A 24,817-nucleotide genomic window follows, 5' to 3' on the forward strand; every position below is an offset into this window, starting at 1 on the left:
TCAGAATATCAGGAGGTAATCTCAGATGAATCTGAAAGATATGTTTAAGAAAACAAGCGGCAGATCCCACTATATCTCCCTGCGCAATTCGCGTCCGGAAGTACCGACAGGCCTTCTGCGCAAATGTAATAAGTGCGGGGCGGCTATCATTGCCGAGGATGTGAAGAACGGATACTATATTTGTCCGAAATGCCACGGATATTTCCGGGTACACGCATACAGACGGATCGAGATGATCGCGGACGAGGGCTCTTTTGAAGAGTGGGATAAAGAGATGGATTTTGTCAATCCTCTGGACTTCAGAGGGTATGAGGAGAAAATCCATCATCTGAAGGAGCGTACGAATCTGAATGAGGCAGTCGTGACGGGAAAGGTGCTGATAAACGGAAATCCCGCAGTAGTGGGAGTATGCGACGGACGGTTTATGATGGCAAGCATGGGCTGGATCGTTGGCGAAAAAATCGCCCGGGCTGTAGAACGTGCGACACAGGAGAAGCTTCCGGTAATTATCTTTACATGTTCCGGAGGCGCGCGCATGCAGGAGGGAATCGTGTCTCTGATGCAGATGGCGAAGACGTCGGCGGCTCTTAAGAAACACAGTGATGCAGGACAGCTCTATGTCTCTGTGCTGACAGACCCTACGACAGGCGGTGTAACAGCAAGTTTTGCCATGCTGGGAGATATTATTCTGGCAGAACCGAAGGCACTGATCGGGTTCGCAGGCCCCCGTGTCATTGAGCAGACTATCGGCCAGAAACTGCCGAAAGGCTTTCAGCGTTCTGAGTTCCTTCTGGATCACGGTTTCGTAGACAGGATCGTGGAGAGAGAAGAATTAAAAGACGTACTGTCCCAGATCCTTGAGATGCACCATTCGGCTGGCGCGGCGGAAGTGAAAGCAGCTTTTAAGAAAGACGAAAAAACAGAAGATAAAAGTGACGCAATAACCGGATTTGAGAATAATGGTCAGGCAGAGAATATGGCAGAGCAGATCAAGGATTCATTGAGCGCATGGGACCGTGTACAGATTTCCAGAAAGAAAGACCGTCCGGTCGGAACAGACTATATTGATGCTCTGTTTACAGACTTTATGGAATTCCACGGAGACCGTTATTATAAGGACGATCATGCCATTGTAGGTGGAATCGCATATTTCCATGGTATTCCTGTAACTGTGATCGCACAGGCAAAAGGAAAGACCACGAAAGAGAATCTGGACCGCAATTTCTCTATGCCATCTCCGGACGGATACAGGAAGGCTCTGCGCCTTATGAAACAGGCTGAGAAGTTCGGACGCCCGGTCATCTGTTTTGTGGATACTCCGGGAGCGTTCTGCGGACTTGAGGCAGAGGAGAGAGGACAGGGCGAAGCAATCGCGAGAAATCTGTTTGAACTTTCCGGACTGAAAGTGCCGGTACTCTCGGTTGTGATCGGCGAGGGAGGAAGCGGCGGCGCGCTCGCTATGGCGGTTGCAGATGAGGTGTGGATGCTTGAAAATGCAGTTTATTCTGTACTTTCACCCGAAGGATTTGCAAGTATCCTCTGGAAAGACAGCAAGAGAGCAAGCGAAGCGGCAGAGGTTATGAAGCTGACGGCAGGAGACTTGAAACGTCTCGGGATCATAGAGCAGGTCATCAGCGAGCCGGAAGATTTTGATGCAGAAAACATGGAAGCCGTCTGTGAAGAGCTGGAGGGACGTATCAGTTCATTCCTGGCAGACTATACAGCGTACAGTTCAGAGGAACTGACAGCAAGGCGTTACGACAGATTCCGTAAGATGTGAGTAACAGTTCAGCCATCTGATGTCAGTCTCCGGATTTATGCTTGCATAATAATCCGGAGACTGACTATCAGATGAACTGAGCGCCAGTTCATGAGCAAAGAAGCGGTGTGGCCGCGGTAAGCACGTTAGTGCGGCTTTGCGAATGGCGCGGGCTGAACTGTCACAGATATGAAGCATAAGAGGTTTAATATGAAAAATCTGAAGATTGGCGACAAACTTACCCGGATACCTCTGATCCAGGGCGGCATGGGAGTAGGAATAAGCCTGGGAAGGCTGGCAGGATCAGTTGCAAAAGAAGGCGGTATCGGAATTATTTCAACTGCGCAGATCGGCTACCGGGAAGCGGATTTTGATGCAGATCCGGAGAAGGCAAATTTGAGAGCAATCGACAGCGAGATGAAGAAAGCCCGCGCAATCTCTCCGGACGGAATCATAGGTTATAATGTGATGACTGCGCTGAAAGAACATGCGGCCCATGTAAAAGCTGCCGTAAAAGCAGGGGCGGACATTATCATATCCGGGGCAGGACTTCCGACGGATCTCCCGGCGCTTACAGAGGGAAGTCGGACAAAGATCGCACCTATTGTGTCGACAGACAAATCGGCGAATGTAATCCTCAAGTACTGGGACAGAAAGTACAAGAGAACTGCGGATCTTGTCGTGATCGAGGGCCCGGAAGCCGGCGGACATCTGGGATTTAAGAAAGAGGAGATCTCCGAGTATACACCGGAGACCTACGGAGAGGAAATCCGGCGTATCATACAGACTGTAAAGAAATACGGAGAGAAATACGGTGTTGAGATTCCGGTTGTGGTCGCAGGCGGTATTTATGACAGCAGTGATGTAAAGCGCGTGCTGGATCTGGGAGCCGACGGCGTGCAGGTGGCGACGCGTTTTGTCACTACAGAAGAGTGTGACGCTGATATCAAATACAAAGAAGCATATATCAATGCGTCGCAGGAAGACATCCGGATTGTGAAAAGCCCTGTGGGAATGCCGGGGCGCGCAATCCTCAATCCGCTGATGAAGCGGGTGGCGGACGGTGTGAAAATTCCCCACACTCCCTGCCACAGATGTCTGGCGAAGTGCAGCCCGGCCGACATCCCGTACTGCATTACAGACGGCCTGATCAATGCGGTAAAAGGGAATGTTGAAGAAGGACTGTTGTTCTGCGGAGCAAAAGCATGGAAAGCGCAGAAAATCGATACTGTAAGAGAAGCGGTTCAGGAATTGTTTGCCTGACAGAAAGGAGTAACCCGATGAACCCGCATGATACCATTAATGATATCCTGGTAAATCTGTTCAATGAAATATTGAAGCTGGAAGAAGAGGCGATCATTACTGATGAATTCAAGGACATCACCAATAATGATATGCATATCATAGAGGCGGTCGGGCTCTCCGGTGAAAATACCATGTCTGTGGTGGCAAAGAAACTGGGAATCACTGCAGGTTCTCTGACAACTTCTGTCAACAGCCTTGTCAACAAGAAATATGTGATACGACAGAGGAGCGAAGAGGACAGGCGTGTCGTGTTTCTGAAACTGACAGAAAAAGGAAAACGTGCATATGAACATCATCGTGAATATCACCGTCAGATGACGGAGGCGGTGATCAGTCGTCTGGATGAAGCTGAAGTTCCGATTTTAATAAAGACGCTTACCGGATTGTCAGAATTTTTCAGAGGATATAACGATCAGATGAATAATTAACGTAAAAGAAACAAAAAAATTTGACCTTTTTCAAAAAATGATGTACAATCCCCTATGGAACTTGAGGATTGAGTTGACTATGAATGGACACGGCGGAAAACGCCGGAGTCGGAAATACTTGGTGTGTTATATTTAGGAGGGACAAGTATTATGGCAGTAAAGAAAACAACAGGGGCAGCGAAGACAACAACGAAAGCTGCAAAGGCTGAACCGGCTAAGACAGCTGCAAAAGCAGTGAAGGAAGAGCCTGTAAAAGCTGAATCTGCAAAGACAGCCGCTAAAGAAACAAAGGCTGAGGCAGCAAAAGCAATCGAGACTAAGAAAGATACGACAAAGAAGCTTGAGACAAAAGCGGCAGTTTTAGTAGATACACCGGCAGCAAAGGAAGAAGAGACAAAAGCAGCTGCAAAGACGACAGCAGCTAAGAAGACAACTGCGAAGAAGACTACAGCAGCAAAGAAAACAACAGCCAAGAAGGCTGCAACAACAAAGAAAGCAGCAGCTAAGAAAGCTGAGATCAAGACAGAGCTGTATCTGCAGTTTGCAGGAAAGGAATACTCTCAGGAAGAGATCCTTCAAAAAGTAAAAGATATCTGGACATATGATCTGAATCAGAATGTAGATGATATCAAAGACGTTCAGCTTTATCTGAAGCCTGAAGAGTCAGCTGCATACTATGTTGTAAACGGCGTAGAGAGTGGAAAGGTAGTGCTGTAATCGGGGCGTTTCCGACAGCGAAGTATTTAAAAATGTAAAAAAGGTAAAGAGCTGTTACAGGGGCAGGTATTTAAAGAAATATCAGCTGCTGTGGCCGCTCTTTTTTCTTATTGTGTGATTTTCTTTTTAATCGTGCTACAATAGAAGACAGATAAAGAGAATGGAGATGACCGGGATGGAAACAAAACAGAATGACGTACAAAAGGAGAGACTGGAACAGCAGATCAGATTTATCATTGAAGTGGATAAAGTGAAGAATATCTTCCGCCAGACATATCTGGCGGACGGGCAGCGCAAAGAGAATGACGCGGAGCATTCGTGGCATCTTGCACTGTCTGCCGTGCTCCTGAAAGAGCATATGAAGGAAGACGTGGATCTGGCAAAAGTGATGGTCATGGTGCTGATCCATGATCTTGTTGAGATTGATGCGGGGGATACTTATGCGTACGATACGGCAGGAGCAGCGACAAAGAGAGAGCGGGAAGTGAAAGCGGCCGACCGTATTTTCGGGCTTCTTCCCGAAGATCAGGGAACATATTTCCGCGGGCTGTGGGACGAGTTTGAGGAGTATGAGACTGCAGATGCGAAGTTTGCTCATCTGCTCGACAACTTCCAGCCGCTTCTTTTAAATGATGCATCGGACGGGAAAAGCTGGACAGAGCACGATGTACACAAGTCGCAGGTATGCAGGCGGAACCAAAGGATTCCGGAGACATCTGAGATCGTGTGGGAGAAAATGGTTGAGATCATGGACAAACATATTGAAAAAGGACATCTCAAGGCAGATTAAGGATGTCCGCTTTACGAAGGGAAGGATGAGTACACATGTACGAAAAAGAGATTGCACAGCTTCAGGCCATTATTGATGACAGCAGCAGGATTGTATTTTTCGGCGGTGCCGGAGTATCCACGGAGAGCGGTATCCCGGACTTCAGGAGCGCGGACGGCATTTACCATCAAAAGTATAAGTATTCACCGGAGCAGGTGGTAAGCCACAGTTTCTTTATGAAATATCCGGAAGCTTTTTATGATTTCTATAAGGAGAAAATGATGGCGCTGGATGCAGAGCCGAATCCGGCGCACAAAAAGCTGGCCGAACTGGAAAAATCCGGAAGGCTGACCGCGGTGGTGACTCAGAATATCGACGGGCTGCATCAGGCGGCGGGCAGCAGGACGGTCTATGAACTGCACGGGAGCATTCACCGGAATTACTGTATGGAATGCGGAAAATTTTATGATGCAAAATATGTGAAAGAATCGGACGGAATCCCCCGCTGTGAGTGCGGCGGGATCATCAAGCCGGATGTCGTCCTTTACGAGGAAGGCCTTGACCAGACCGTGATACAGGGAGCGGTAGAGGCGATCGCATCGGCTGACACGCTCATCATCGGCGGTACATCACTTGTGGTATATCCGGCAGCAGGGTTCATTGACTATTTCCACGGCAAACATCTGGTGGTTATCAACAAGTCGTCAACCGGAAGAGCTGTCCGGGCAGAACTTTCCATCGCTGCACCGATCGGAGAGATCATGAGCAGGATCAAGGTGAAATGAAGAGCAAAAAGATGATCAGACAGTAAGCAGTATAAGAAAACCCGGCGGGGGCATAAGCCCTTCGCCGGGGTGATTGCTAAAAGCAGTATGTATAAATGATATCAGCGATAAACAGGATCAGTAAGATCAGGCTGACAGTGTAAAGCATTTTGTCGGACATTTTGCCGGTCAGTTTCCTGAATAAGGGCTGAAGCAGATATAGGAAGACCATGCCGCCGATTCCGAAGCGGATGCTCGGATTCAGGGCGATCCGCCCCTCGAAATTGAAAGAAAACCGGGTATAGTCCCACAGCCATTCACCCTGAGTAAATTCCATGATATAGCTGGCGATAAGTTCCAGGACAGTAGTGATGACTACAATACCGATAAAAACAAGCACCGGTGTGATCAGTACTTTTCCCAGATAGATCCGTTTCTTCTGCAGTCCGCTCAGACATAAGATAAGGATGAGCGCTCCGGTTCCGTAGATAATACAGTACGGCCCGAAGAGAACGCCGCGGTTCGAAAATCCCCAGCGGTATACAACCACTTCAAGAAACACTTCGTAGATCCATCCAAGGATGGAGTACATCATAAAATAGAGATAGTATTCTGCGAATTTCTTACGTATATTTAGATTCATAATTCCCCCTTGCCATGATTCATGCCTGTCAGAACTATCAGCGCTCCCATCTTCCGGATGCACCACAGGGGAGCACCAGCCCAGATTCCGTGACGGGAAGACCGATTTCCTGTGACTCCACATGCCCGTTCCAGGCTTTTAATTCCGTGCCCAGCATATAAGTCAGCACTGCAGGAGCAAGCCCGGTCGTGTATGAGTTGACCAGGAAGAACAGCGCATCTTTTGACAGGATCTTTGTGCACAGTTTTATAAGCGGATGGATCATATCCTCGATCTTCCAGATCTCACCTTTCGGACCCCGTCCATAAGACGGCGGATCCATGATAACAGCATCGTATGTATTCCCCCGGCGTATCTCCCTTTCTACAAACTTTACACAGTCATCTACCAGCCAGCGGATAGGGGCGTCTTTCAGTCCGGAAGACACGGCATTCTCTTTGGCCCATGTTACCATTCCTTTAGAAGCATCCACATGTGTGACCTGTGCTCCGGCAGCCGCCGCGGCCAATGTAGCTCCGCCGGTGTATGCAAAGAGGTTCAGGACTTTGACCGGACGTCCGGCATGCCGGATCTTTTCGGAGAACCAGTCCCAGTTTGTCGCCTGCTCGGGAAACAGCCCCGTGTGTTTGAAACTGAACGGTTTCAGATTAAAAGTCAGAGAACCGTAGTGGATCTGCCACTGTTTCGGCAGACTGAAAAATTCCCACTCACCTCCGCCTTTTTTGCTGCGGTGATAATGTCCGTTCATATGTTTCCATCCCCGGTTATTTTTCGGAGTATCCCAGATAACCTGGGGATCAGGGCGTACAAGGATGTACTCTCCCCAGCGCTCCAGCTTTTCTCCTTTAGAGCAGTCTATAACTTCATAATCCTTCCAGTTATCAGCAATCCACATATAATGATTCCTTTCATAGCATTTCCCGCGTACGGGCACGGGAGATGTTTCTGTATATTATGTTACAGCATATGCATACTGTAACTCCCAGTGATTATAGCACAGGTGAGACAGAAAGGGCAATGGACGAGCCGAAAAGTGTGTGCTATACTTTCTAAAGAAGTATCGGAAAACGATGAGATTGTAAAATAATTAAGATAAAAGGAGCGTGACAATGATGATCACAGTAAATGCAATGGGCGATATATGTCCGATTCCGGTAGTAAAGACGAAGAAAGCTCTCGGTGAGCTGAACGGTCCGGGAGAGATCGAAGTCCTGGTGGACAATGAGACTGCGGTAAAGAACGTGACAAAGATGGCCAGAAGTTCAGGAGCTGAGGCTGAGTCAGAGCAGCTCGGGGATAAGCAGTACAGAGTGCTGATCACAGTGGGCGAGGACGCGGCAGAGAAGCTTAAGAGCGCCAAGAGCCCTGCTGTACAGCCGCAGGGACAGACTCAGCAGGAAGCGGCAGCAGGCTGCCGGACTTGTGTCGGCACGGTCGTGGCAGTCGGTTCAGACAGGATGGGAGAAGGCAGCGAAGAGCTGGGGCATATCCTCATAAAGAGTTTTATTTTCGCGCTGACACAGCTTGATGATCTTCCGGACAAAATACTTTTCTATAACGGCGGGGCGAAGCTGACAGTCGAGGGATCGGAGAGCCTGGAGGATCTCAGGACTCTTGAAGAGCAGGGCGTGGAGATCATGACATGCGGGACATGCCTGGATTATTACGGGATCAAGGATAAACTTGCAATCGGCGGTGTGACAAATATGTACAGCATCGTGGAGACGCTCCAGAGCGCCATGAGCGTGATTCGTCCATAATGAGGCAGGAAGCAGGAGGTGCAGGAATATGCAGGAAAAGATCCGTTTGACACAGTTTGCCAGGCATGGCGGGTGCGCGGCAAAGATCGGGCCGGATACACTCTCACGTGTGCTCGGACGCCTGCCGAAATTCAGTGATCCGGATCTGATCGTGGGATTTGAGACGTCAGACGATGCTGCGGTGTATAAGATCACTGACGATGTGGCTGTGATACAGACTCTTGATTTCTTTACACCGGTGGTAGATGATCCCTATACTTTCGGACAGGTGGCGGCGACTAATGCCCTGAGTGATGTATACGCTATGGGCGGAGAGCCGAAGATCGCACTGAATATCGTATGCTTTCCGGGGGATCTTGACCCGGATATATTAGGAGAGATCTTAAGAGGCGGAGCGGACAAGGTAAGAGAAGCAGGTGCCGTTCTTGTAGGAGGACACTCTATCCAGGATGACGTACCGAAATACGGCCTCTCTGTCGCCGGAATCGTCCATCCGGACCGGGTGTACAAGAATTTCGGATGTAAGAAAGGCGATGTACTGATCCTCACAAAACAGTTGGGCAGCGGTATTGTAAATACTGCGGTAAAGGCGCAGATGGCGTCAGCGGAGGCAGAGCAGGAAGTAATCCGCGTTATGACAACGCTGAACCGGAAAGCAAAAGAAGCAGCTGCAGATTTTACAGTCCATGCGTGTACCGATGTGACCGGATTCGGACTGTTGGGACACTGCTCGGAGATGGCGGACGCGAGCAGGGCAGTGATCGAGATCGGTGTAGAGGGCATTGCCTTTATGCATGGAGCAAAAGAATACGCAGAGATGGGGCTGATCCCGGGCGGGGCATACAGAAATCAGGAGCATGTAAGCGGACTCCTTGATGCCGGCGAAGTAGGAGAGGTGTATGTGGATCTGCTCAGCGATCCGCAGACTTCCGGAGGATTACTGTTTGCTGTTCCGGAGAACGAGGCGGCAGATATGCTCAGAGCTTTTGCCCGCGCAGATCTGGGAACAGAAGTCTCTGTTGTCGGGCGAGTGCTGGATGACAGCGCGGACAGACCGTGTATCCGGCTGCGGGATAAGGTGGAAGTGATATGAACCTGAAGCAGTTGGAAGCATTTGTGCGGGTGGCAGAGACTAAGAATTTTTCTACTGCCGCAAAGCAGCTTTATCTGACGCAGCCGACAGTCAGTGCGCATATTGCATCTCTGGAGCGGGAACTTGGGACATGCCTTCTGGTCAGGAGTACGAAAGGCGTTGCACTTTCGGAGTCGGGTAAAGAACTGTACGCTTATGCAGAGCAGATGCTGGAACTTGAACAGAAGATACGGGAAAGATTCGGACTTACGGGCAAACAGTCCGGCAGTGTACTGCGGATCGCGGCATCCACGATCCCTTCGCAGTATCTCCTTCCGGATATTATGGTGAAGTTCAGGAAAGAATATCCGGGAGAGCAGCTGAAACTTTTTGAGACTGACAGCGGAGGAGTCGTTGAGATGATCCTGTCGCATAAGGCGGATATAGGATTTACAGGAACGGTTCTCGAAAAAGGGAACTGTACGTATATTCCGTTCTATCAGGATGAGCTTGTGATCCTTACACCTGCGACAGAACGATTCAAAGCGCGAAAAGATGCAGATGTGTCATCGTGGATCCCGGAAGAACCGGTCATCCTAAGAGAAGAGGGATCAGGCACGAGGAAAGAAGCGCTCCGTCTGCTCTCCCAGATGGGAATTGATATTACAGAACTCAACGTAGCGGCGCTGATGGAGAATCAGGAGACGATCAAACGTTCAGTCGGGAGCGGCATGGGAGTGTGCATCCTCTCGAGACTGGCTGCCAGAGAAGAGATCGACAGCGGAAAGCTGCTGGCATTTCCACTTGGAGAGACGGGCGGAAAGAGAAATATTAATATGGTCTTTGATGCGGGATATCCAAGTCTTCCTGCGGCGGACAAATTTATAAAAACAGTAAAGCAGATGTATCTGCAGAAGTAAAGATTTCGGGGTCATTACATATAGATGCTTTCTATAAGTGATGACCTCTTATTTTTGTTTTCAATTAGACGTATTGTTGAAAGAAACCTATACTTAAAGTAAGCATCGCATAAAAAGGAGAGAAAACCTATGATTTATATGGACAATGCGGCTACCACATTACATAAACCGGATGTTGTCAAAGCGGCTGTCCTTGCTGCGTTTGATACTATGGGAAATGCAGGGAGAGGGGCGTCTGAACCGGCGCTGGATGCCTCACGGGTGATCTATGCGGCGAGGGAGAAGCTGGCGCATTTTTTTAATGCAGAATCGGCATCCAGGATCGTATTTACCGCAAACTCTACAGAAAGCCTTAACATTGCCATAAAAGGGCTGTTCTGTCCGGGAAATCATGTGATCACTACAGTGCTTGAACATAATTCGGTCTTAAGGCCCCTGTATGAATGTCAGGAGCAAGGTGTGGAGATTACAATCCTTGGATGCGATGAGAAGGGAAATATCTTATACGAAGAGATGGAGCGCGCGGTAAAGGACAATACGAAAGCTGTTGTCTGCACACATGCGTCGAATCTGACGGGAAATATGATCGATCTTAACAAGGTGGGAGAGATCACGAAAAGGCACGGGCTGCTGCTGGTCGTCGATGCCTCCCAGACTGCAGGCGTATGGCCTGTCGATGTGCAGGAACAGGGAATTGATGTGCTCTGTTTTACCGGGCACAAAGGGCTGCTGGGACCGCAGGGGACAGGCGGGATGTATGTGCGGACCGGCGTTGATATCCGTCCGTTACTCTCGGGCGGTAGTGGGATTGACACATATAATCCCCATCACCCGTCACAGATGCCTACGGCGCTGGAAGCCGGAACTCTGAACGGTCATGGGATCGCGGGGCTTGGGGCTGCTGTCACCTATCTTGAGGAGACAGGCCTGAATGTGATCCGCAAGAAAGAGCAGTCTCTGATGCGCCGCTTTTATGAAGGTATTTCCGCCATTCCCGGTATTAAAGTCTACGGAGATTTCAGCACGAATGACCGCGCTGCCATCGTATCATTTAATATCGGAGACTATGACTCTTCGGAAGTCAGTGACAAGCTGAACGTGGAATACGGGATCGTAACGCGTCCGGGAGCCCACTGTGCGCCGCTGATGCACAAGGCACTGGGAACGGTAGAGCAGGGAGCTGTAAGGTTCAGTTTTTCTCACTATAATACGGAAGAGGAAGTCGATACCGCCGTCCGGGCGGTGGAAGAACTGGCACGCGAGTGACAGCTGTGCCGGAAGATAAGCAGGAGGAAAAAGAAACATGAATTTATCTGATTCAAAGAAGAAACTTGCGCTGGCAGGTGTTGTATGCGGTTTGGTGGCGGCATGCCTGGCGTATTTCGGTAATCCGGCGAATATGGCGTTCTGTATCGCCTGTTTTATACGCGATACAGCAGGAGCTTTAGGTCTTCATTCTACAGAGACTGTCCAGTATGCAAGACCTGAGATAATCGGACTGGTACTGGGAGCGTTTATCATCTCTGTGGCGACAAAGGAATACCGCTCTACAGCGGGATCATCACCTGTGGTGCGTTTCGTGCTCGGCATGATCCTTGCCATCGGTTCACTTGTGTTCCTTGGATGCCCGCTGCGTATGATCATCCGTATGTCCGCCGGCGACCTGAATGCATGGGTGGCACTGATCGGATTTATCCTCGGAGTGGGAACAGGCGTTATTGCTCTGAAGAAAGGATTCAGCTTGGGACGGGCACATCTGACGAACCGGATGAGCGGCGGTGTGCTGCCGGTACTGATGCTGGGGATTCTTGTACTTGCCCTTGCGACGACGCTGTTAAAGAGCAGCGAGAGCGGACCGGGAAGCATGCATGCACCGATCATCCTTTCACTGATCGGAGGCCTGATATTCGGCGTATTTGCACAGAAGTCAAGAATGTGCTTTGCAGGCAGCATCCGTGACGTGATCCTGATGAAGAACTTCGATCTGCTGACGATCATCGGAAGTTTCTTCGTAGTCATGCTGATCTATAACATCGCGACAGGCAATTTCACTCTCGCATTTGATACTCCGGGGGTCATCGCGCATTCCGAACACCTGTGGAATATTCTCGGCATGTATGCGGTAGGATTTGCTGCAGTGCTTGCAGGAGGATGCCCGCTGCGACAGCTCATACTTGCGGGGCAGGGGGCATCGGATTCTGCCATGACAGTGATCGGCATGTTCGTCGGGGCGGCCCTTGCACATAACCTTGGTCTCGCAGCGAGCGCGACAGCATTGAACGCAGAGACACAGGAGGTTGTCGCCGGAAGCGTATCCCTGAACGGAAAAGTTGCAGTCATCATCTGTATTGTAGTATGCTTTATAGTAGGTTTTGCCAATAAGAGAACTGAAGGTAAATAATAAGAAGAAAGCAGAGGAAAAGTTATGAAAGAAGTAGATGCAAGAGGTCTTTCCTGCCCGGAGCCGATGATGCTCACAGAAGAGGCAGTCAAAAATGAGAAAGGTGCGATCAGAGTTCTTGTAACGGAACCGCATCAGAGAATGAATGTAGAGAAATGTGCGAGAGATCACGGGAGAAAATACACTTCGACGGAGATTGAGGATGGATTCGCCGTTGTGATTGAGTGACGGAAGAAGGATGCTATGAGGAAGAAAGAACTGAAACTTGTAGTTACATTTCACACCACAGCGGATGCGATGGCCATGGAGAAAACCTGCCGGGAACTGGAGGTTCCGGGCAGGCTGATTCCTGTACCACGGGAGATATCCGCAGGGTGCGGGCTTGCATGGTGCGCGCCGCTCACAGAGCGGGAGCACCTCGCTGCCGTGATGGCGGACCACGGGATCGAACAGGAAGACCTGCATGAATGTATGCTGTGACCATTTCTTTATCACATTTACAACACAAAACTTTCACACAAAGCTGTTACCCTTTTAACATGTTTAATAATGCGTTTAGGAGGGTAAGGCTTTGATCGAAGTGAGGAATCTGGTAAAAAAATACGGGACTCATCTGGCCGTAGACCACCTGGATTTTAAGATCGAATCCGGGCGGATCTACGGTTTTTTGGGTCCTAATGGAGCCGGTAAATCAACGACCATGAATATTATGACAGGATATCTCGGAGCCACGGAAGGCGAAGTGCTCATAGACGGGCAAGATATCCTGAAAGAACCGGAGGAGGCGAAGAAGCATATCGGTTATCTTCCGGAACAGCCGCCGCTTTATGTGGATATGACAGTGCGGGAGTATCTGGAATTCGTCGCGGAATTGAAAGGTATCGCGAGGGCGAAAAGAGAGGAAGAAATCACAGAGATAGAGAAGATGGTGAAGATCTGGGAAGTGGAGAACCGGCTCATCAAAAACCTTTCCAAAGGTTATCGGCAGCGTGTAGGACTTGCGCAGGCAATCCTCGGTTTTCCGGAGATCATCATACTGGATGAGCCCAGTGTGGGGCTCGATCCGAAACAGATCATCGAGATTCGTGACCTGATAAGGAAACTGGCAAAGAAACATACAGTGATCCTCAGCTCACATATTCTCGCGGAAGTAAGGGAAGTCTGCGATTACATCCTGATCATATCCAAAGGGAAACTGGTGGCGAGCGATACGCCGGAGAATCTGGAGAAGATGCTGGGTGAGAATAACGCCATAGAGATAGAGACAGGAGCTTCTCCGTCCGAGGTGCGTCTGATTCTGAAAAATGTGCCGGGAATCGAAGCAATCCAAACTCAGATAAACGGTGAAGGAATGACATGGGCAAAGATTACCGAGAAGAAAGGAGAAGACGCAAGAGAACGCGTATTTATGGCATTTGCTGCTGCGAAGACTCCGCTTCTGACATTGAAAACAACGGGAACGACTCTGGAAGATGTATTTATGGAACTGACCCAGAGCGATACTGTCCCGGAGGCATTTATCTCTAAAACAAAATGGGAGGAGGTCGGAAGAGATGCTGGCGATTTATAAGAGAGAGCTCAGATCATATTTCCAATCCATGGTAGGTCCTGTCTTTGTCGCATTCCTTATCGCGTTTACAGGCATCTATTTCATGGCTTACAATCTGGTGTCGGGATATCCGTATTTTTCTTATACACTGTCAGGGTCTCTGATCGTGTTTATCGTGGGAATCCCGCTGATCACAATGAGGAGTTTCTCAGAGGAGAGAAAAAATAAGACGGATCAGCTCCTGCTCACGGCGCCGGTCAGTCTCGGGAAAGTTGTGATGGGAAAATATCTTGCCATGGTAACGGTGATCGCGATCCCGAATGTGATCTTCTGCATTTTCCCGCTGATCATAAAATCACAGGGAACAGCGTATCTTACAGTGGACTATATCTCAATTGCGGTCTTCTTCTTGCTCGGCTGTGTCTATGCGGCGATCGGTATGTTCCTGTCATCTCTGACAGAGAGTCAGATCATTGCATTTATCAGTACATTCGGCGTCCTTCTCATTCTGTATCTGTGGGACGGGATCCTTTCTATGCTGCCTGGTTCCGCGATCAGCGGTCTTGTGGGAGTATTGATCATCGTAACGATCATAGCGTTCTATATCTGGCACATGACCGGAAATGCCGTGATATCCGGCGCGATAGAAGTGATCGGTGCGGCTGCGTCGATCATTGTATTTGTCGTAAAGCAGGAGCTTTATGAAAATCTGCTCACCAATCTGCTGGGCAGGCTGGCACTCGCAAATGTGTTCACGGATATCACGGAAAACAGCATTGTTGATGTGACCGGGATCGCACTGTATCTGTCGATCATAGCAGTATTCGTATTTCTGACGATACAGTCGATCCAGAAAAGACGCTGGAGTTAGGAGGGCCGGATGATGAATAAAATAAAATCATTGAAAAATATATTTCGAACGTCGGGCACAAAGCATGGCGCATACAGCGTGGGGATGACTGTGCTTGTACTTGCCGTTGTCATTGTGTTCAATCTGGTCGTGGGACAGATCCCGGAGGCCTACCGCAATCTGGACGTGAGCAGCACGAAGATTTATGACATCTCGGACACGACAACAGAACTGCTGGACAATCTGGACAGTGAAGTGGACATGAAAGTGCTGGCAGTAAAAGATGATACAGACGAGAGGATCACAACATTCCTCAGCAGGTATGCGTCCCTGTCAGATAAGATCAATGTAGAATGGATCGACCCGGTGCTCCATCCGTCTGCGCTGACGGATTATGACACGACGGAAAATACGATCGTTATATCCTGTGAAGATACCGGGAAGACAACGACGGTTTCCTTTAATGACATTCTTGTGATGGATCAGTATTCTTATTACTATTATGGAACGACATCGTATACGGAATTTGACGGAGAGGGACAGCTTACCGGAGCGGTGAATTACGTTACGAACGAAGCGGACCATACGATCTACCAGACTACCGGCCATGGAGAAAGCACCCTGTCCACCACGATCACAGACCTGATGGAGAAGAACAGTTATACGCTTTCAGAAGTAAACCTTCTGATGTCAACCTCGATCCCCGAGGATTGCGATCTGCTCCTGATGTATGCGCCGACAACGGATCTTTCTGAGGATGAGGCGCAGATGCTCCGGGATTATCTCGCAGGCGGCGGAAAAGCGATGATCCTGTTCGGAGACACCAGTTCTGCTGATCTTCCGAATCTTGCAGGAGTGCTGAGCGAGTACGGCATCGAGGCGGCAGACGGCTATATTGCAGACCCGACGAGATGCTATCAGGGAAATTATTACTATATCTTCCCAGAACTCTCTGTATCCGGAGATCTGGCAGACAATATCTCTTCGGAGATGGTACTGCTCACGAATGCACACGGCATGAACCTGACCGATCCGGAGCGGGATACGATCTCGACGACTTCATTTATGTCTTCATCGGATCAGGCGTATGCAGTAACAGAAGAAACACAGCAGCAGGGCAGTTATACACTCGGCGCAGTAGCGACAGAGACGATTGAGAGCACGGACGAAGAAGAGTCTGACAGCGGCGATGATGCAGAAACCGATACGGCTGAAGCAGAAGATACATCCGACAGTGCTGAGTCAGACAGCGAGGAAGCGATGGAGAGCCGGCTCACGGTGATCTCGGCGGGCAGTCTGATCGACCAGTCGATCACGGATACTTTCCCGCAGCTTGAGAACACGCAGATCTTTATGAATGCTGTGACAGCCAATTTCGAGGGCGTCCAGAATCTTTCTATCGAGGCAAAGAGCCTCGGTACAGAGTATAATACGATACAGCATACCGGAGTGCTCAGCCTGCTTGTAATATTCGGAATCCCGGCAGTGATACTGATCGGTGGATTTGTCGTATGGTTCAGGAGGAGAAGAGCATGAGAAAGAAAAACAGAGGCGTCCTGATCTTGGTCATTGTCCTTGTCCTGCTTCTTGCCGTGTACTTCGGCCTCAGGGCCTGGAACGCCAGCCAGGAAGAAAAAGCAGAGGCGGAGCAGGAAGCGGCCACCGTTCATGTGACAGATACAGCAGCCGAAGATATTGTATCCCTGAAGTTCAATGTGGGAAACGGAGACCTGGAGTTCAGCAAAGAAGATGACAAGTGGTATTACACACCGGATAAAGATTTCCCGCTTCAGCAGAGCTATCCGGAAGATATGGCTGAAGCAGCCGGCAGTATAACGGCGGACCGGGAACTTACGGACGGAGACTCGCTTGACGCATACGGCCTGGACGACCCGGCGTACACAGTAGAGTATACGGATGCGGAAGGCAATGTGACAGAACTCCTTTTCGGTGATATGACAGGGGACGACTATTATGTAATGATAAGCGGCAGCGATACCGTTTATACAGTGAGCAGCAGTGTGATAGATGCACTGAATTATTCGCTGGAGGATATGGCTCAGCTCGATGACTATCCGAGTATCGGCAGCGGAAATCTTGTAAAAGAAGTTATCACACAGAACGGAGAGACGACGACTTATGACAGTGAAGATGAAGATCAGGCGGAAGATATTGCGGCTGTGGCAGGCGGCCTGGGCGCAGTGACGCTTTCTGAAGCAGCGGATTATTCTGTGGAGGACGAGGATCTTGATATGTACGGACTGGATGAGGAGTCGAGGATCACAGTCGAGGCGACTTATACACAGGACGATGAAGAACAGCTTCTCACACTATATATCGGAAATGAAGACGGAAACGGAAATCGTTATGTGATGCTCAATGATTCGCGGATCGTGTATCTGATCTCAGATGAGATATGTGATAATATTCTAAATAATTGACAGTTCAGCCCGCGCCATTCGCAAAGCTGCACTGACGTGCTAATTGCGGCTGCGCCGCTTCTTTGCTCATTGACTGGCGCTCAGCACATCAGGAATGAGGCGGGATGATCCTTATACAAACATAAATCAATCCCGCCCATCCCTGATGGCTGAACTGTTATATAAAATTTATAGGATTTTAATTGACTTTGCCGGATAAACAGAGGAAAATATATTCCGTACCAGAATTCGGAAGCAGGCTGTTGTTCAGTCTGCTTCTGCTGAAACAGAATATATCCATTTAGATGAAAAAGGACGGGTGGAAATGAAAGAAAAAATTATACGTTTTATGCAGGGGAGATACGGAGTAGACCAGTTGTCGAAGTTCCTTCTTATTGTAGGACTGGTTGTTGTGCTTGTATCGGCATTTCTGGGGAATAACCCGATTGCATTGATCCTGTACCTTATAGGATGGATTTTTGTAATCTACTGCTATTTCAGAGTGTTTTCGAGAAATGTGAGTAAACGGTATTCAGAGAATCAGACATTTCTGGCGAAGACTTACGGAATCAGAAATTTCTTTCAGAAACAGAAAAATATATGGCAGCAGAGGAAGGTGTATCATATCTACACATGTCCGTCATGTAAACAGAAGATACGTATACCGAAAGGCAAGGGGAAAATCGAGGTGAGATGCCCCAAATGCGGCACCACATTCATTAAGAAAAGCTGATCGTGCGGTGGAGGAAGAGAAGAAATGACAGATCCATACAGCGTATTAGGTGTGGACAGAAATGCATCGGATGAAGAGATAAAAAAGGCATACCGCAGGCTGAGCCGGAAATATCATCCGGACGCCAATATCAATAACCCTCATAAGGATGAGGCTGAAGCGAAGTTCAAAGAAGTTCAGCAGGCTTATCAGCGGATCATGGATGAACGTGAGCGGGGATATACCTCCGGAGGATACGGGCAAAGCTGTTCCGGCAGCGGATACAGCGGCAATACTTACGGCGGAGGCTCGTACGATGATTATGACCCGTTCGGTGGTTTCGGCAATTTCGGCGGATACGGACCATTTGGCGGAGGAGATCCGTTTGGAAACTCCGGCTCATACGGCGGTGGGCAGCAGAATCGCAGTGAGAGTGAAGAGGATATCCATCTTCGCGCTGCTGCTAATTATATACGGAGCGGTCATTACAGAGAGGCGCTCAATGTGCTCGACGGGATAAAAGACAGAGGTGCGCTCTGGTATTTTTACAGCGCATCTGCAAATTCCGGACTGGGAAATAATGTGACAGCCCTGGAACAGGCAAAGGAAGCTGTCAGACTGGAGCCCGACAACGCTCAGTATCAGATGCTGCTCCAGAGGCTGCAGAACGGTGAGTCGTGGTATCAGCAGCGCCAGAGCCCGTTCAGCTATCCGGGGACATTTGATACGAGCTGCTGTGCAAAACTATGCGTGGCGAATCTGCTGTGCAATCTTTGCTGCGGCGGCAGCGGACTGTGCTGCGGAGGATATGGCGGCGGATATTATATTTAAGATGCAGATTTCCCTAAGCAGAAGAAATTGTTATTACTGGCGGAGATCTGCAATCTCTCCCATATCCGGCAGCCAGACTTCCGAGGCGTCTATCCTGTTTTCAGTATCTGCTTCCTGACCGGCAATAGTCGAAGGTATCGTTCCTTCCAACTGACCTCTTACACTTTCGGATCTGAGAAGACAGAATTTTGTAAATGTCTCCACACCGATCAGATAATCTTCATACGAACAGAACGCGGTGGGATCTTTTTCTACATACGGGGCGATCATTCTGGTCGTCTCGGCAACTTTTTTCTCGAAATATCCGTTTTCAAAGTATTTCTCCATGAAATAATTAAAATATTCGTGATACCGGGCAAAATACTCCTCTGTTTTCATCAGGTTATGATAGAGAGGCCGGTTTGTCATGATCTCTCCGGCAGCGGGGGTGTCTATCGGATAATTTACATAGAGTCCGGCATCGTTTACGGGATCCGGCATACCAAGAGAGTATGTGGCAAATGCCAGATTATAATCCCAGGGCAGAATGCTGATGACACCATCTTCTTCATAGAGAAAATAATTATGTCCGGTTTTTCCCAGATAGCTGTCCAGATTTACGACAAATACCTGAACTGTAAAATACCTGAGCACCTCGTCTACGTTAACGGCGGATTCGAGTTCTGTTCCTTGTCCTTCTGACAGGACCTTTAATGCCTGGATTAGACGCTGTTGGTCGGATTCTGTGCAGTCAAATTTTGCATGACGGAAGATATTATCGTATTCTTCAGGATTATCTGTAGTGTATTTCAGCGCGACATCATTATTAGCATCTTCAAGCGAACGGTAATCAGGCTTATACAGCATACCGTAATCCGCGCCGAAATTCCGGCGGGCAAATGCCTCCTCAGGCTCTTCCACAGCCAGAAATAATCCCCAGTCTTCTCCGTTTACTGTAACCCGGACATAGCTGCACAGAGGTGATGGGACGCCCATAAAACTCATCATGTCATAGGTCATATAATTTTTCAGATAAGAATTATCCTGAAAGGAAGAATCCAGAGACATTTTATCTAGTCCGTAGTATGTATTTCCTTCCTGAAAATGATCAAATTCTATTTTGAGGCTGTACCTGTCAAGGCCGTATTCTTCCACGAGCCTGCGTGAATTATTTCCCTTGGCTCTCAGCCCTATGGAAGTGAAAAGTTCGCCGTCGATCTCTACATCGCATTCGGTGTATTCTTCTTCCGGCGCCTCTTCAAGGAATTTGTCCCAGTCGTCGATCTGAATATCAATGTGGTGGACATAACTGTCGTCAAAAATTCTCACAGAATATTCGGGCACCGATGAAACCGGTGTGATTCCCAGCTTATCTCCTGACAGGAATAATGCAGCTATAATACATGCGGCGGCCGCGATGATTATGCAGATCCGGTCAGTATATTTGTGCTTCAGCATACCGGTCACCCCATATAGTCTCCGTTATATGAGACTAAGACTACATTACTGATCCCTTCGATCTGGGACAGCGCATTGACAAATTCTGACTCCCCTTCTTTAAAACGAATTTCATAGTTCAGCTCAATACATCCGGGAGAGACTGCCTTGCTCTTTAAGGAAATTGCTTTTACCTGTCCTTTAATATATTCTTCTGCCTCTTTTTCCTTTTCGGCTGTTTCACAGTGAACTACGAGAATATAGGGGCGTTCTATACTCTTCCTGCCGGAAAAAATCAGGAGGACAAGGCCGATAAATACACTTCCGAAGACTGCAAGCGGTATGAAGCCGGCAGCCAGGACAATGCCTGCTGCAATACTCCAGAAAAGAAACGCGATATCCATAGGTTCCTTGATCGCTGTTCTGAAACGGACGATAGAGAGTGCGCCGACCATACCGAGCGAGAGCACTACATTGCTTGTAACGGCAAGGATAAGGAGTGTGGTTATCAGTGTCAGTGCGACAAGCGTAGCTCCGAAAGATGCAGAGTACATCAGTCCGCAGTAACTCTTCTTATAGATATAGAAGATGAAGAGTCCCATAGCAAAGGAAAGAATGAGGGCGACCGCCATATCCAGAACAGAGATCGCATTTACATTTTCTAAAAATCCTGATTTAAAAATATCCTGAAATGTCATAGTGTCCACCTTTTCTTCATGTAATCCTGTGAAGCCTGTTATCTTTACGGCTTCCTGAAATTTACACTGCTGTCAGCCAAAACGCCTGCAGACAGCATATTTTGAAAACGCACCGGTTTTTCTGTCAGGCACCTGTACTGCCATCCTGACAATGTCCGGCAGAAACGCGTCGTATTTTACTTCCAGAACCGTATTTCCGGGTTCTGGCTCAAGAAAATTGGAAAGTGTATTTAAAAAAACTGCTGAAGAAGTACATGTACAGACTTTCCTGTCAAGAGTAATGCGTACATTACCCGGCGCGAATATAAATGCTTCACGCTCGTAGCTGACGATCGTCCGGGGCATCAGAAGTTCGCCCCTCATTTTACTGTAGAGTTCAATCATAAGCGGATCTTTGCTTTCGAGAAGGAAAGCAATATCGCCTTTTAACAGTTTTTCTGCCTGTTTGTAAGAAAGACGGGCGCTGCGTTTGGAGCAAAGCCCGCCTTTTTTTATTTTTTTCTCGAGTCGGAGGAAATCCGGAGATTCGCCGTAATATCGAAGCCGGAACTTCTCCCGTTTATCTACCCCGGAAATCTTCTGGAGAAGGGCCTTATCTTCCGGAGTGTCAAAATAAAGGCTGTTTACCTGATATACGCCGCCTGGTCCGGCATGGCTGTCCCGAGGGAACAGCCTGCCGAGTCTGTCTGATATGATCCGGTCTTCGCCGGGGGTGATCAGATGTTTAAGCTCGTGACGGAAAGAAACAGGCGTTTTATTAATCATCATAGCCGGAATCTCCGCCGTCGTAACCGGAATCACCGCTGTCATAACCGGAATCCCCACTGTCATAACCGGAATCCCCACTGTTGTCGTAACCGGAATCGCTGCTGCCGTAATTGGAATTGCCGCTGTCATAACCGGAGTCTCCATTGCCGGCAGATCCTGAGTTAGACGGTTTGGAAGGTGTAGTAGTTGACGGCTTGGATGTTGACGGTTTGGATGTTGATGGCTTTGTAGTTGTTGTCTGTCCTGAGCTGTAGCCGGAATCTCCGTCGTCATAGTTTGTTGCGCCGTCGCTGTTTGAACCGTAATCTGTGTTTCCGTAGTTAGTATTTCCGTAGTTCGTGTTTCCGTAATTTGAGTTCCCGCTGTTTCCTGTATTTTTATTGCTGTTTGTGTTGTTTGAAGTACCGGATGTAGATGCCGGTTTGTCATCATAGTCTGTCACTCCGTCGCTGGTCGTACCATAGTCGGTATCATCGTAGTCAGTTACTCCATCGTTGTCCGGGCCATAGTCTGTATCGCCGTAATTGGTCCAGCCATAAGTACTCTCACCGTTTACTGCAACCGGAGTGTTGATTTTCTCTGTGCTTGTATATTTCTGGATTTCTGCCACGATAGAATTTAAAAAGTTTTCTGTCGGGAGAATGGATCCCTCTTCTATTTCCAGAGTGATCTGATGAGCTTCGCCCTCTGTTTCCTCTACAAAATATCCGGCTTCATTGATCAGGGCGATCAGTTCGCCGATAACAACGCGGCACTCTTTTCCTTCAAAACCGGTATAATCGGTTATTACTTTTTTGCCGTCGTCATTGCGGCTCTCGATTTTTGTAACGGCTCCGTTTTCATCATAGAATACTGCGATTTCAGGATTTACTTTGAGGGAAATGACACCTCCCTGTTCTTCTGCCTGAGTCTCGACTGCAGTACCGGTCTGTGTTGTAGCTGGCTCTGCCGGCTGTCTGCTTCCGCATCCGATGAGTCCTCCGAAGAGAGAAAGTGATAATACAGTTGCAAGTGTTACCATTAATCTTTTCTTTGTCATAATTCATTTACTCCTTTTTCTTATGAATCTTGTTTTTGGTTTTGATGTAGTATACGAAAGTCAAATTTGAAAAACGGGGTCAGAGAAAATTTTTTTCAAGATTTTTTTGAGACTCGGCTATTGCTGTTTAACATTATAATGTAGGTTTTCTTGCATATGTTTGCATTTACGTACATTTTACAAACATCTAACATGAATTTTATATTCAAGGTCTATACTAAACGCGCGATTTTTAGACTCAGACCCCGAAAATAATTACTCAGCTTCGTATACTATTAATAGGAGGAAATTTCGATGAACGCTGGGCATGAACTTGTGGAGCAGGTATATGCGGCCAAAACAGATACTGAAGCGGCTGACAGTCTTATACGTCGGTATATGGGATTCATACGGGCTGAAACGGCAAAGTATATCCACCGTGCTCCTGTAGAAGGACAGGACGAAGAACTTAGTATAGTACTCCTGGCTTTTTATGAAGCAATTCTCGGATATGAGAAAAACCGGGGGGCGTTTCTTTCCTATGCTTCCAGGGGAATCCGCAGCCGGATCATTGATTATTACCGCAAAGAAAAGAAACATGCGAAAGTAACCTCGCTGCATGAACCTGTTCAGGACGATGACAATGAAACCTGGAAGATTAATCAGTTGGAGAATCCGGAAAACGAAATTGAAAAGAGTCATCATACAAGTGCGACAAGAGATGAAATCCAGGAATATGAGAAAAAACTTCAGGAATTTGGGATTTCTTTTTCAGATGTAGCGGATAATTGTCCCAGACAGGAGCGCACTCTACAGGCGTGCAGGCGGGTACTTTCTGCAGCAAGAGAGAATCCCGGGCTGTTGGACGAACTGCTCCGCACAAAAAAACTCCCGATGGCTGCACTGTCAGAAATATCAAAAACTGATAAAAAGACGATGGAACGGCATAGAAAGTATCTGGTAGCTGTTTTGCTGGCATTTACAAACGGATATGAGATCATACGGGGGCATCTGTACCATCTCACAGGAAACCGGGAAAACTCTGATACATAGTAGAAACGGAGTCGAAAATGGAAAAAGAGACAAATTATCTGGTATTAGAAGTGCATAATGCATATGCGGTTGTCCTGGATAACAGCGGACGATTTATAAAGGCGGCGAACTGCGGATATGAGGTCGGAGATACCGTTGACAGTATCATTCCCATGATTTATCCGCAGGATAAAAAGAAGCGTACAAATAATATTATCCGCCTGGCTGCAAGTCTGGCGGCCTGTATATGCCTGTGTGTATTTGGAATTTATGAATACCAGTTTATGTATACGGAATATGGAAGTGTCCATATGCAGATCAATCCTGAGGTAGAGATTACTCTGAGCCGTTCGGGACGTGTCCTGGATATCGAGGGAGAAAATGCAGACGGAAAAGAACTGGTGAAAGATTATGAATATAAAGGAAAAGATAAAGAAACCGTAGTAGACGAGCTTGCGGATCTGGCTATAGAACAGCAGTATCTTGCTGATGCCGGACGGATTTCTATCGAGGTGGATGCGCGCAGTGATGAATGGGCGAAGAAGATGGAAACAGAAATAACAGACGAACTTAACGACCATCTGCAGAGACAGGGCATGGCAATAGAAATAACCATCGGTCCTGTGGAAGACGGAAACGATACAGAAGACAAAGAGATACTGAAGGAATCACAGTCTGTTACCATCCCGATTCCCGGGACGGCAGATAAGACGGACGATTCTGCAGCAGAAAGTGATGATGACAGTGATGACGGAGTAACAGACTATTCTGTACCGTCCAGCCCCTCTTCTGCACAGTCCTCTTCCTCAGCGCCTTCTTCTGCACCTGCACAGAGCGACTCAGGCTATGACAGCAGCGGAAACAGCCCATATGACAGCAGTGGGAACAGTTCATATGACAGTAACGGAAGCAGCTCTTATAGTGACAGCTCCTACAGCAGTACGGAAAGCAGTTCGGATGATAATGACGACGATGACTGAGATGT

Annotated in this window: 27 protein-coding genes; 21 read left to right on the plus strand and 6 right to left on the minus strand. The window is 48.2% G+C overall.

Features of this window, described 5'->3' with window-relative positions:
- Nucleotides 1-25 precede the first annotated feature (25 nt).
- From FNY66_RS08320 to FNY66_RS08345, 6 genes are all read left to right on the plus strand, one after another.
- Nucleotides 26-1,780: an acetyl-CoA carboxylase carboxyltransferase subunit alpha gene (locus FNY66_RS08320; RefSeq protein ID WP_087149948.1), complete on the plus strand. Its 1,755-nt coding sequence runs from the start codon at nt 26-28 to the stop codon at nt 1,778-1,780.
- Between the two features lie 189 nt (nt 1,781-1,969).
- Nucleotides 1,970-3,022: an NAD(P)H-dependent flavin oxidoreductase gene (locus FNY66_RS08325; protein ID WP_150310829.1), complete on the plus strand. Its 1,053-nt coding sequence runs from the start codon at nt 1,970-1,972 to the stop codon at nt 3,020-3,022.
- Between the two features lie 17 nt (nt 3,023-3,039).
- Nucleotides 3,040-3,492 (plus strand): MarR family winged helix-turn-helix transcriptional regulator, encoded by a 453-nt coding sequence (locus FNY66_RS08330; protein ID WP_087149950.1) that lies wholly within the window; start codon nt 3,040-3,042, stop codon nt 3,490-3,492.
- A 150-nt stretch (nt 3,493-3,642) separates the two neighbouring features.
- Nucleotides 3,643-4,209: a DUF6465 family protein gene (locus tag FNY66_RS08335; protein ID WP_087149951.1), complete on the plus strand. Its 567-nt coding sequence runs from the start codon at nt 3,643-3,645 to the stop codon at nt 4,207-4,209.
- 175 nt (nt 4,210-4,384) lie between these two features.
- The gene (locus FNY66_RS08340; RefSeq protein ID WP_150310830.1) at nt 4,385-4,999 is read left to right on the plus strand and encodes an HD domain-containing protein; all 615 of its coding nucleotides are present in this window, start codon (nt 4,385-4,387) and stop codon (nt 4,997-4,999) included.
- Nucleotides 5,000-5,034: 35 nt separating this feature from the next.
- A complete protein-coding gene (locus FNY66_RS08345) occupies nt 5,035-5,763 on the plus strand; it encodes an NAD-dependent protein deacylase (protein WP_150310831.1) in 729 nt (242 codons plus the stop codon).
- 76 nt (nt 5,764-5,839) lie between these two features.
- Here FNY66_RS08345 and FNY66_RS08350 read toward each other — a convergent pair whose 3' ends face one another.
- The gene (locus FNY66_RS08350; protein ID WP_150310832.1) at nt 5,840-6,385 is read right to left on the minus strand and encodes a putative ABC transporter permease; all 546 of its coding nucleotides are present in this window, start codon (nt 6,383-6,385) and stop codon (nt 5,840-5,842) included.
- Nucleotides 6,386-6,422: 37 nt separating this feature from the next.
- A complete protein-coding gene (locus tag FNY66_RS08355; protein ID WP_087149954.1) occupies nt 6,423-7,280 on the minus strand; it encodes a class I SAM-dependent methyltransferase in 858 nt (285 codons plus the stop codon).
- A 217-nt stretch (nt 7,281-7,497) separates the two neighbouring features.
- Between FNY66_RS08355 and yedF the strand changes: the two genes are divergently transcribed.
- The 13 genes from yedF to FNY66_RS08420 all read left to right on the plus strand — a co-directional run bounded on the left by yedF (nt 7,498) and on the right by FNY66_RS08420 (nt 18,900).
- Nucleotides 7,498-8,145 carry a sulfurtransferase-like selenium metabolism protein YedF gene (yedF, locus tag FNY66_RS08360; protein WP_150310882.1) on the plus strand — a complete coding sequence of 216 codons (648 nt, stop codon included), beginning with the start codon at nt 7,498-7,500 and terminating at the stop codon, nt 8,143-8,145.
- A gap of 28 nt (nt 8,146-8,173) precedes the next feature.
- Nucleotides 8,174-9,238 (plus strand): selenide, water dikinase SelD, encoded by a 1,065-nt coding sequence (gene selD, locus FNY66_RS08365; RefSeq protein WP_150310833.1) that lies wholly within the window; start codon nt 8,174-8,176, stop codon nt 9,236-9,238.
- The gene (locus tag FNY66_RS08370; RefSeq protein WP_150310834.1) at nt 9,235-10,137 is read left to right on the plus strand and encodes a selenium metabolism-associated LysR family transcriptional regulator; all 903 of its coding nucleotides are present in this window, start codon (nt 9,235-9,237) and stop codon (nt 10,135-10,137) included. The genes selD and FNY66_RS08370 overlap by 4 nt, the downstream gene beginning before the upstream one ends.
- A gap of 129 nt (nt 10,138-10,266) precedes the next feature.
- Nucleotides 10,267-11,403, plus strand: coding sequence for an aminotransferase class V-fold PLP-dependent enzyme (locus tag FNY66_RS08375; protein ID WP_150310835.1), 1,137 nt, complete (start codon nt 10,267-10,269; stop codon nt 11,401-11,403).
- Nucleotides 11,404-11,440: 37 nt separating this feature from the next.
- Nucleotides 11,441-12,538: a YedE family putative selenium transporter gene (yedE, locus tag FNY66_RS08380; protein WP_150310836.1), complete on the plus strand. Its 1,098-nt coding sequence runs from the start codon at nt 11,441-11,443 to the stop codon at nt 12,536-12,538.
- Between the two features lie 24 nt (nt 12,539-12,562).
- Nucleotides 12,563-12,766, plus strand: coding sequence for a sulfurtransferase TusA family protein (locus FNY66_RS08385; RefSeq protein ID WP_087149959.1), 204 nt, complete (start codon nt 12,563-12,565; stop codon nt 12,764-12,766).
- 15 nt (nt 12,767-12,781) lie between these two features.
- Nucleotides 12,782-13,018: a DUF3343 domain-containing protein gene (locus FNY66_RS08390; protein WP_087149960.1), complete on the plus strand. Its 237-nt coding sequence runs from the start codon at nt 12,782-12,784 to the stop codon at nt 13,016-13,018.
- 91 nt (nt 13,019-13,109) lie between these two features.
- Nucleotides 13,110-14,108, plus strand: a complete 999-nt coding sequence (locus tag FNY66_RS08395) for an ABC transporter ATP-binding protein (RefSeq protein ID WP_150310837.1) — start codon at nt 13,110-13,112, stop codon at nt 14,106-14,108.
- Entirely contained in the window at nt 14,092-14,958 is an 867-nt protein-coding gene (locus tag FNY66_RS08400; RefSeq protein ID WP_087149962.1) for an ABC transporter permease subunit, read from the plus strand. Before FNY66_RS08395 ends, FNY66_RS08400 begins: the two co-directional genes overlap by 17 nt.
- Before the next feature lie 12 nt (nt 14,959-14,970).
- Nucleotides 14,971-16,473, plus strand: coding sequence for a Gldg family protein (locus tag FNY66_RS08405; protein WP_150310883.1), 1,503 nt, complete (start codon nt 14,971-14,973; stop codon nt 16,471-16,473).
- The gene (locus FNY66_RS08410) at nt 16,470-17,378 is read left to right on the plus strand and encodes a DUF4340 domain-containing protein (RefSeq protein ID WP_150310838.1); all 909 of its coding nucleotides are present in this window, start codon (nt 16,470-16,472) and stop codon (nt 17,376-17,378) included. The genes FNY66_RS08405 and FNY66_RS08410 overlap by 4 nt, the downstream gene beginning before the upstream one ends.
- Nucleotides 17,379-17,682: 304 nt before the next feature.
- Nucleotides 17,683-18,090 carry a zinc ribbon domain-containing protein gene (locus tag FNY66_RS08415; protein WP_150310839.1) on the plus strand — a complete coding sequence of 136 codons (408 nt, stop codon included), beginning with the start codon at nt 17,683-17,685 and terminating at the stop codon, nt 18,088-18,090.
- A gap of 24 nt (nt 18,091-18,114) precedes the next feature.
- Nucleotides 18,115-18,900 (plus strand): DnaJ domain-containing protein, encoded by a 786-nt coding sequence (locus FNY66_RS08420; RefSeq protein WP_150310840.1) that lies wholly within the window; start codon nt 18,115-18,117, stop codon nt 18,898-18,900.
- Between the two features lie 33 nt (nt 18,901-18,933).
- On the opposite strand, the gene FNY66_RS08425 is transcribed toward FNY66_RS08420, so the two are convergent.
- The 4 genes from FNY66_RS08425 to FNY66_RS15490 form a co-directional block, all read right to left on the minus strand.
- Nucleotides 18,934-20,337, minus strand: coding sequence for a CotH kinase family protein (locus tag FNY66_RS08425; RefSeq protein ID WP_150310841.1), 1,404 nt, complete (start codon nt 20,335-20,337; stop codon nt 18,934-18,936).
- A 5-nt stretch (nt 20,338-20,342) separates the two neighbouring features.
- Entirely contained in the window at nt 20,343-21,014 is a 672-nt protein-coding gene (locus FNY66_RS08430) for a DUF4956 domain-containing protein (RefSeq protein ID WP_087149968.1), read from the minus strand.
- A 72-nt stretch (nt 21,015-21,086) separates the two neighbouring features.
- A complete protein-coding gene (locus FNY66_RS15485; protein WP_162607855.1) occupies nt 21,087-21,782 on the minus strand; it encodes a polyphosphate polymerase domain-containing protein in 696 nt (231 codons plus the stop codon).
- A complete protein-coding gene (locus tag FNY66_RS15490) occupies nt 21,772-22,821 on the minus strand; it encodes an anti-sigma-I factor RsgI family protein (RefSeq protein ID WP_190324810.1) in 1,050 nt (349 codons plus the stop codon). Before FNY66_RS15490 ends, FNY66_RS15485 begins: the two co-directional genes overlap by 11 nt.
- A 294-nt stretch (nt 22,822-23,115) precedes the next feature.
- Here FNY66_RS15490 and FNY66_RS08440 point away from each other — a divergent pair, with 294 nt between their 5' ends.
- A complete protein-coding gene (locus FNY66_RS08440; RefSeq protein ID WP_087149971.1) occupies nt 23,116-23,853 on the plus strand; it encodes a sigma factor in 738 nt (245 codons plus the stop codon).
- A 17-nt stretch (nt 23,854-23,870) separates the two neighbouring features.
- On the plus strand, nt 23,871-24,812 hold the full coding sequence (locus FNY66_RS08445) for an anti-sigma factor domain-containing protein (protein ID WP_087149972.1): 942 nt from the start codon (nt 23,871-23,873) through the stop codon (nt 24,810-24,812).
- Nucleotides 24,813-24,817 lie beyond the last annotated feature (5 nt).

The organism is Mediterraneibacter catenae (assembly GCF_008691045.1).
GTDB classification, from domain to species: domain Bacteria; phylum Bacillota; class Clostridia; order Lachnospirales; family Lachnospiraceae; genus Mediterraneibacter; species Mediterraneibacter ornithocaccae.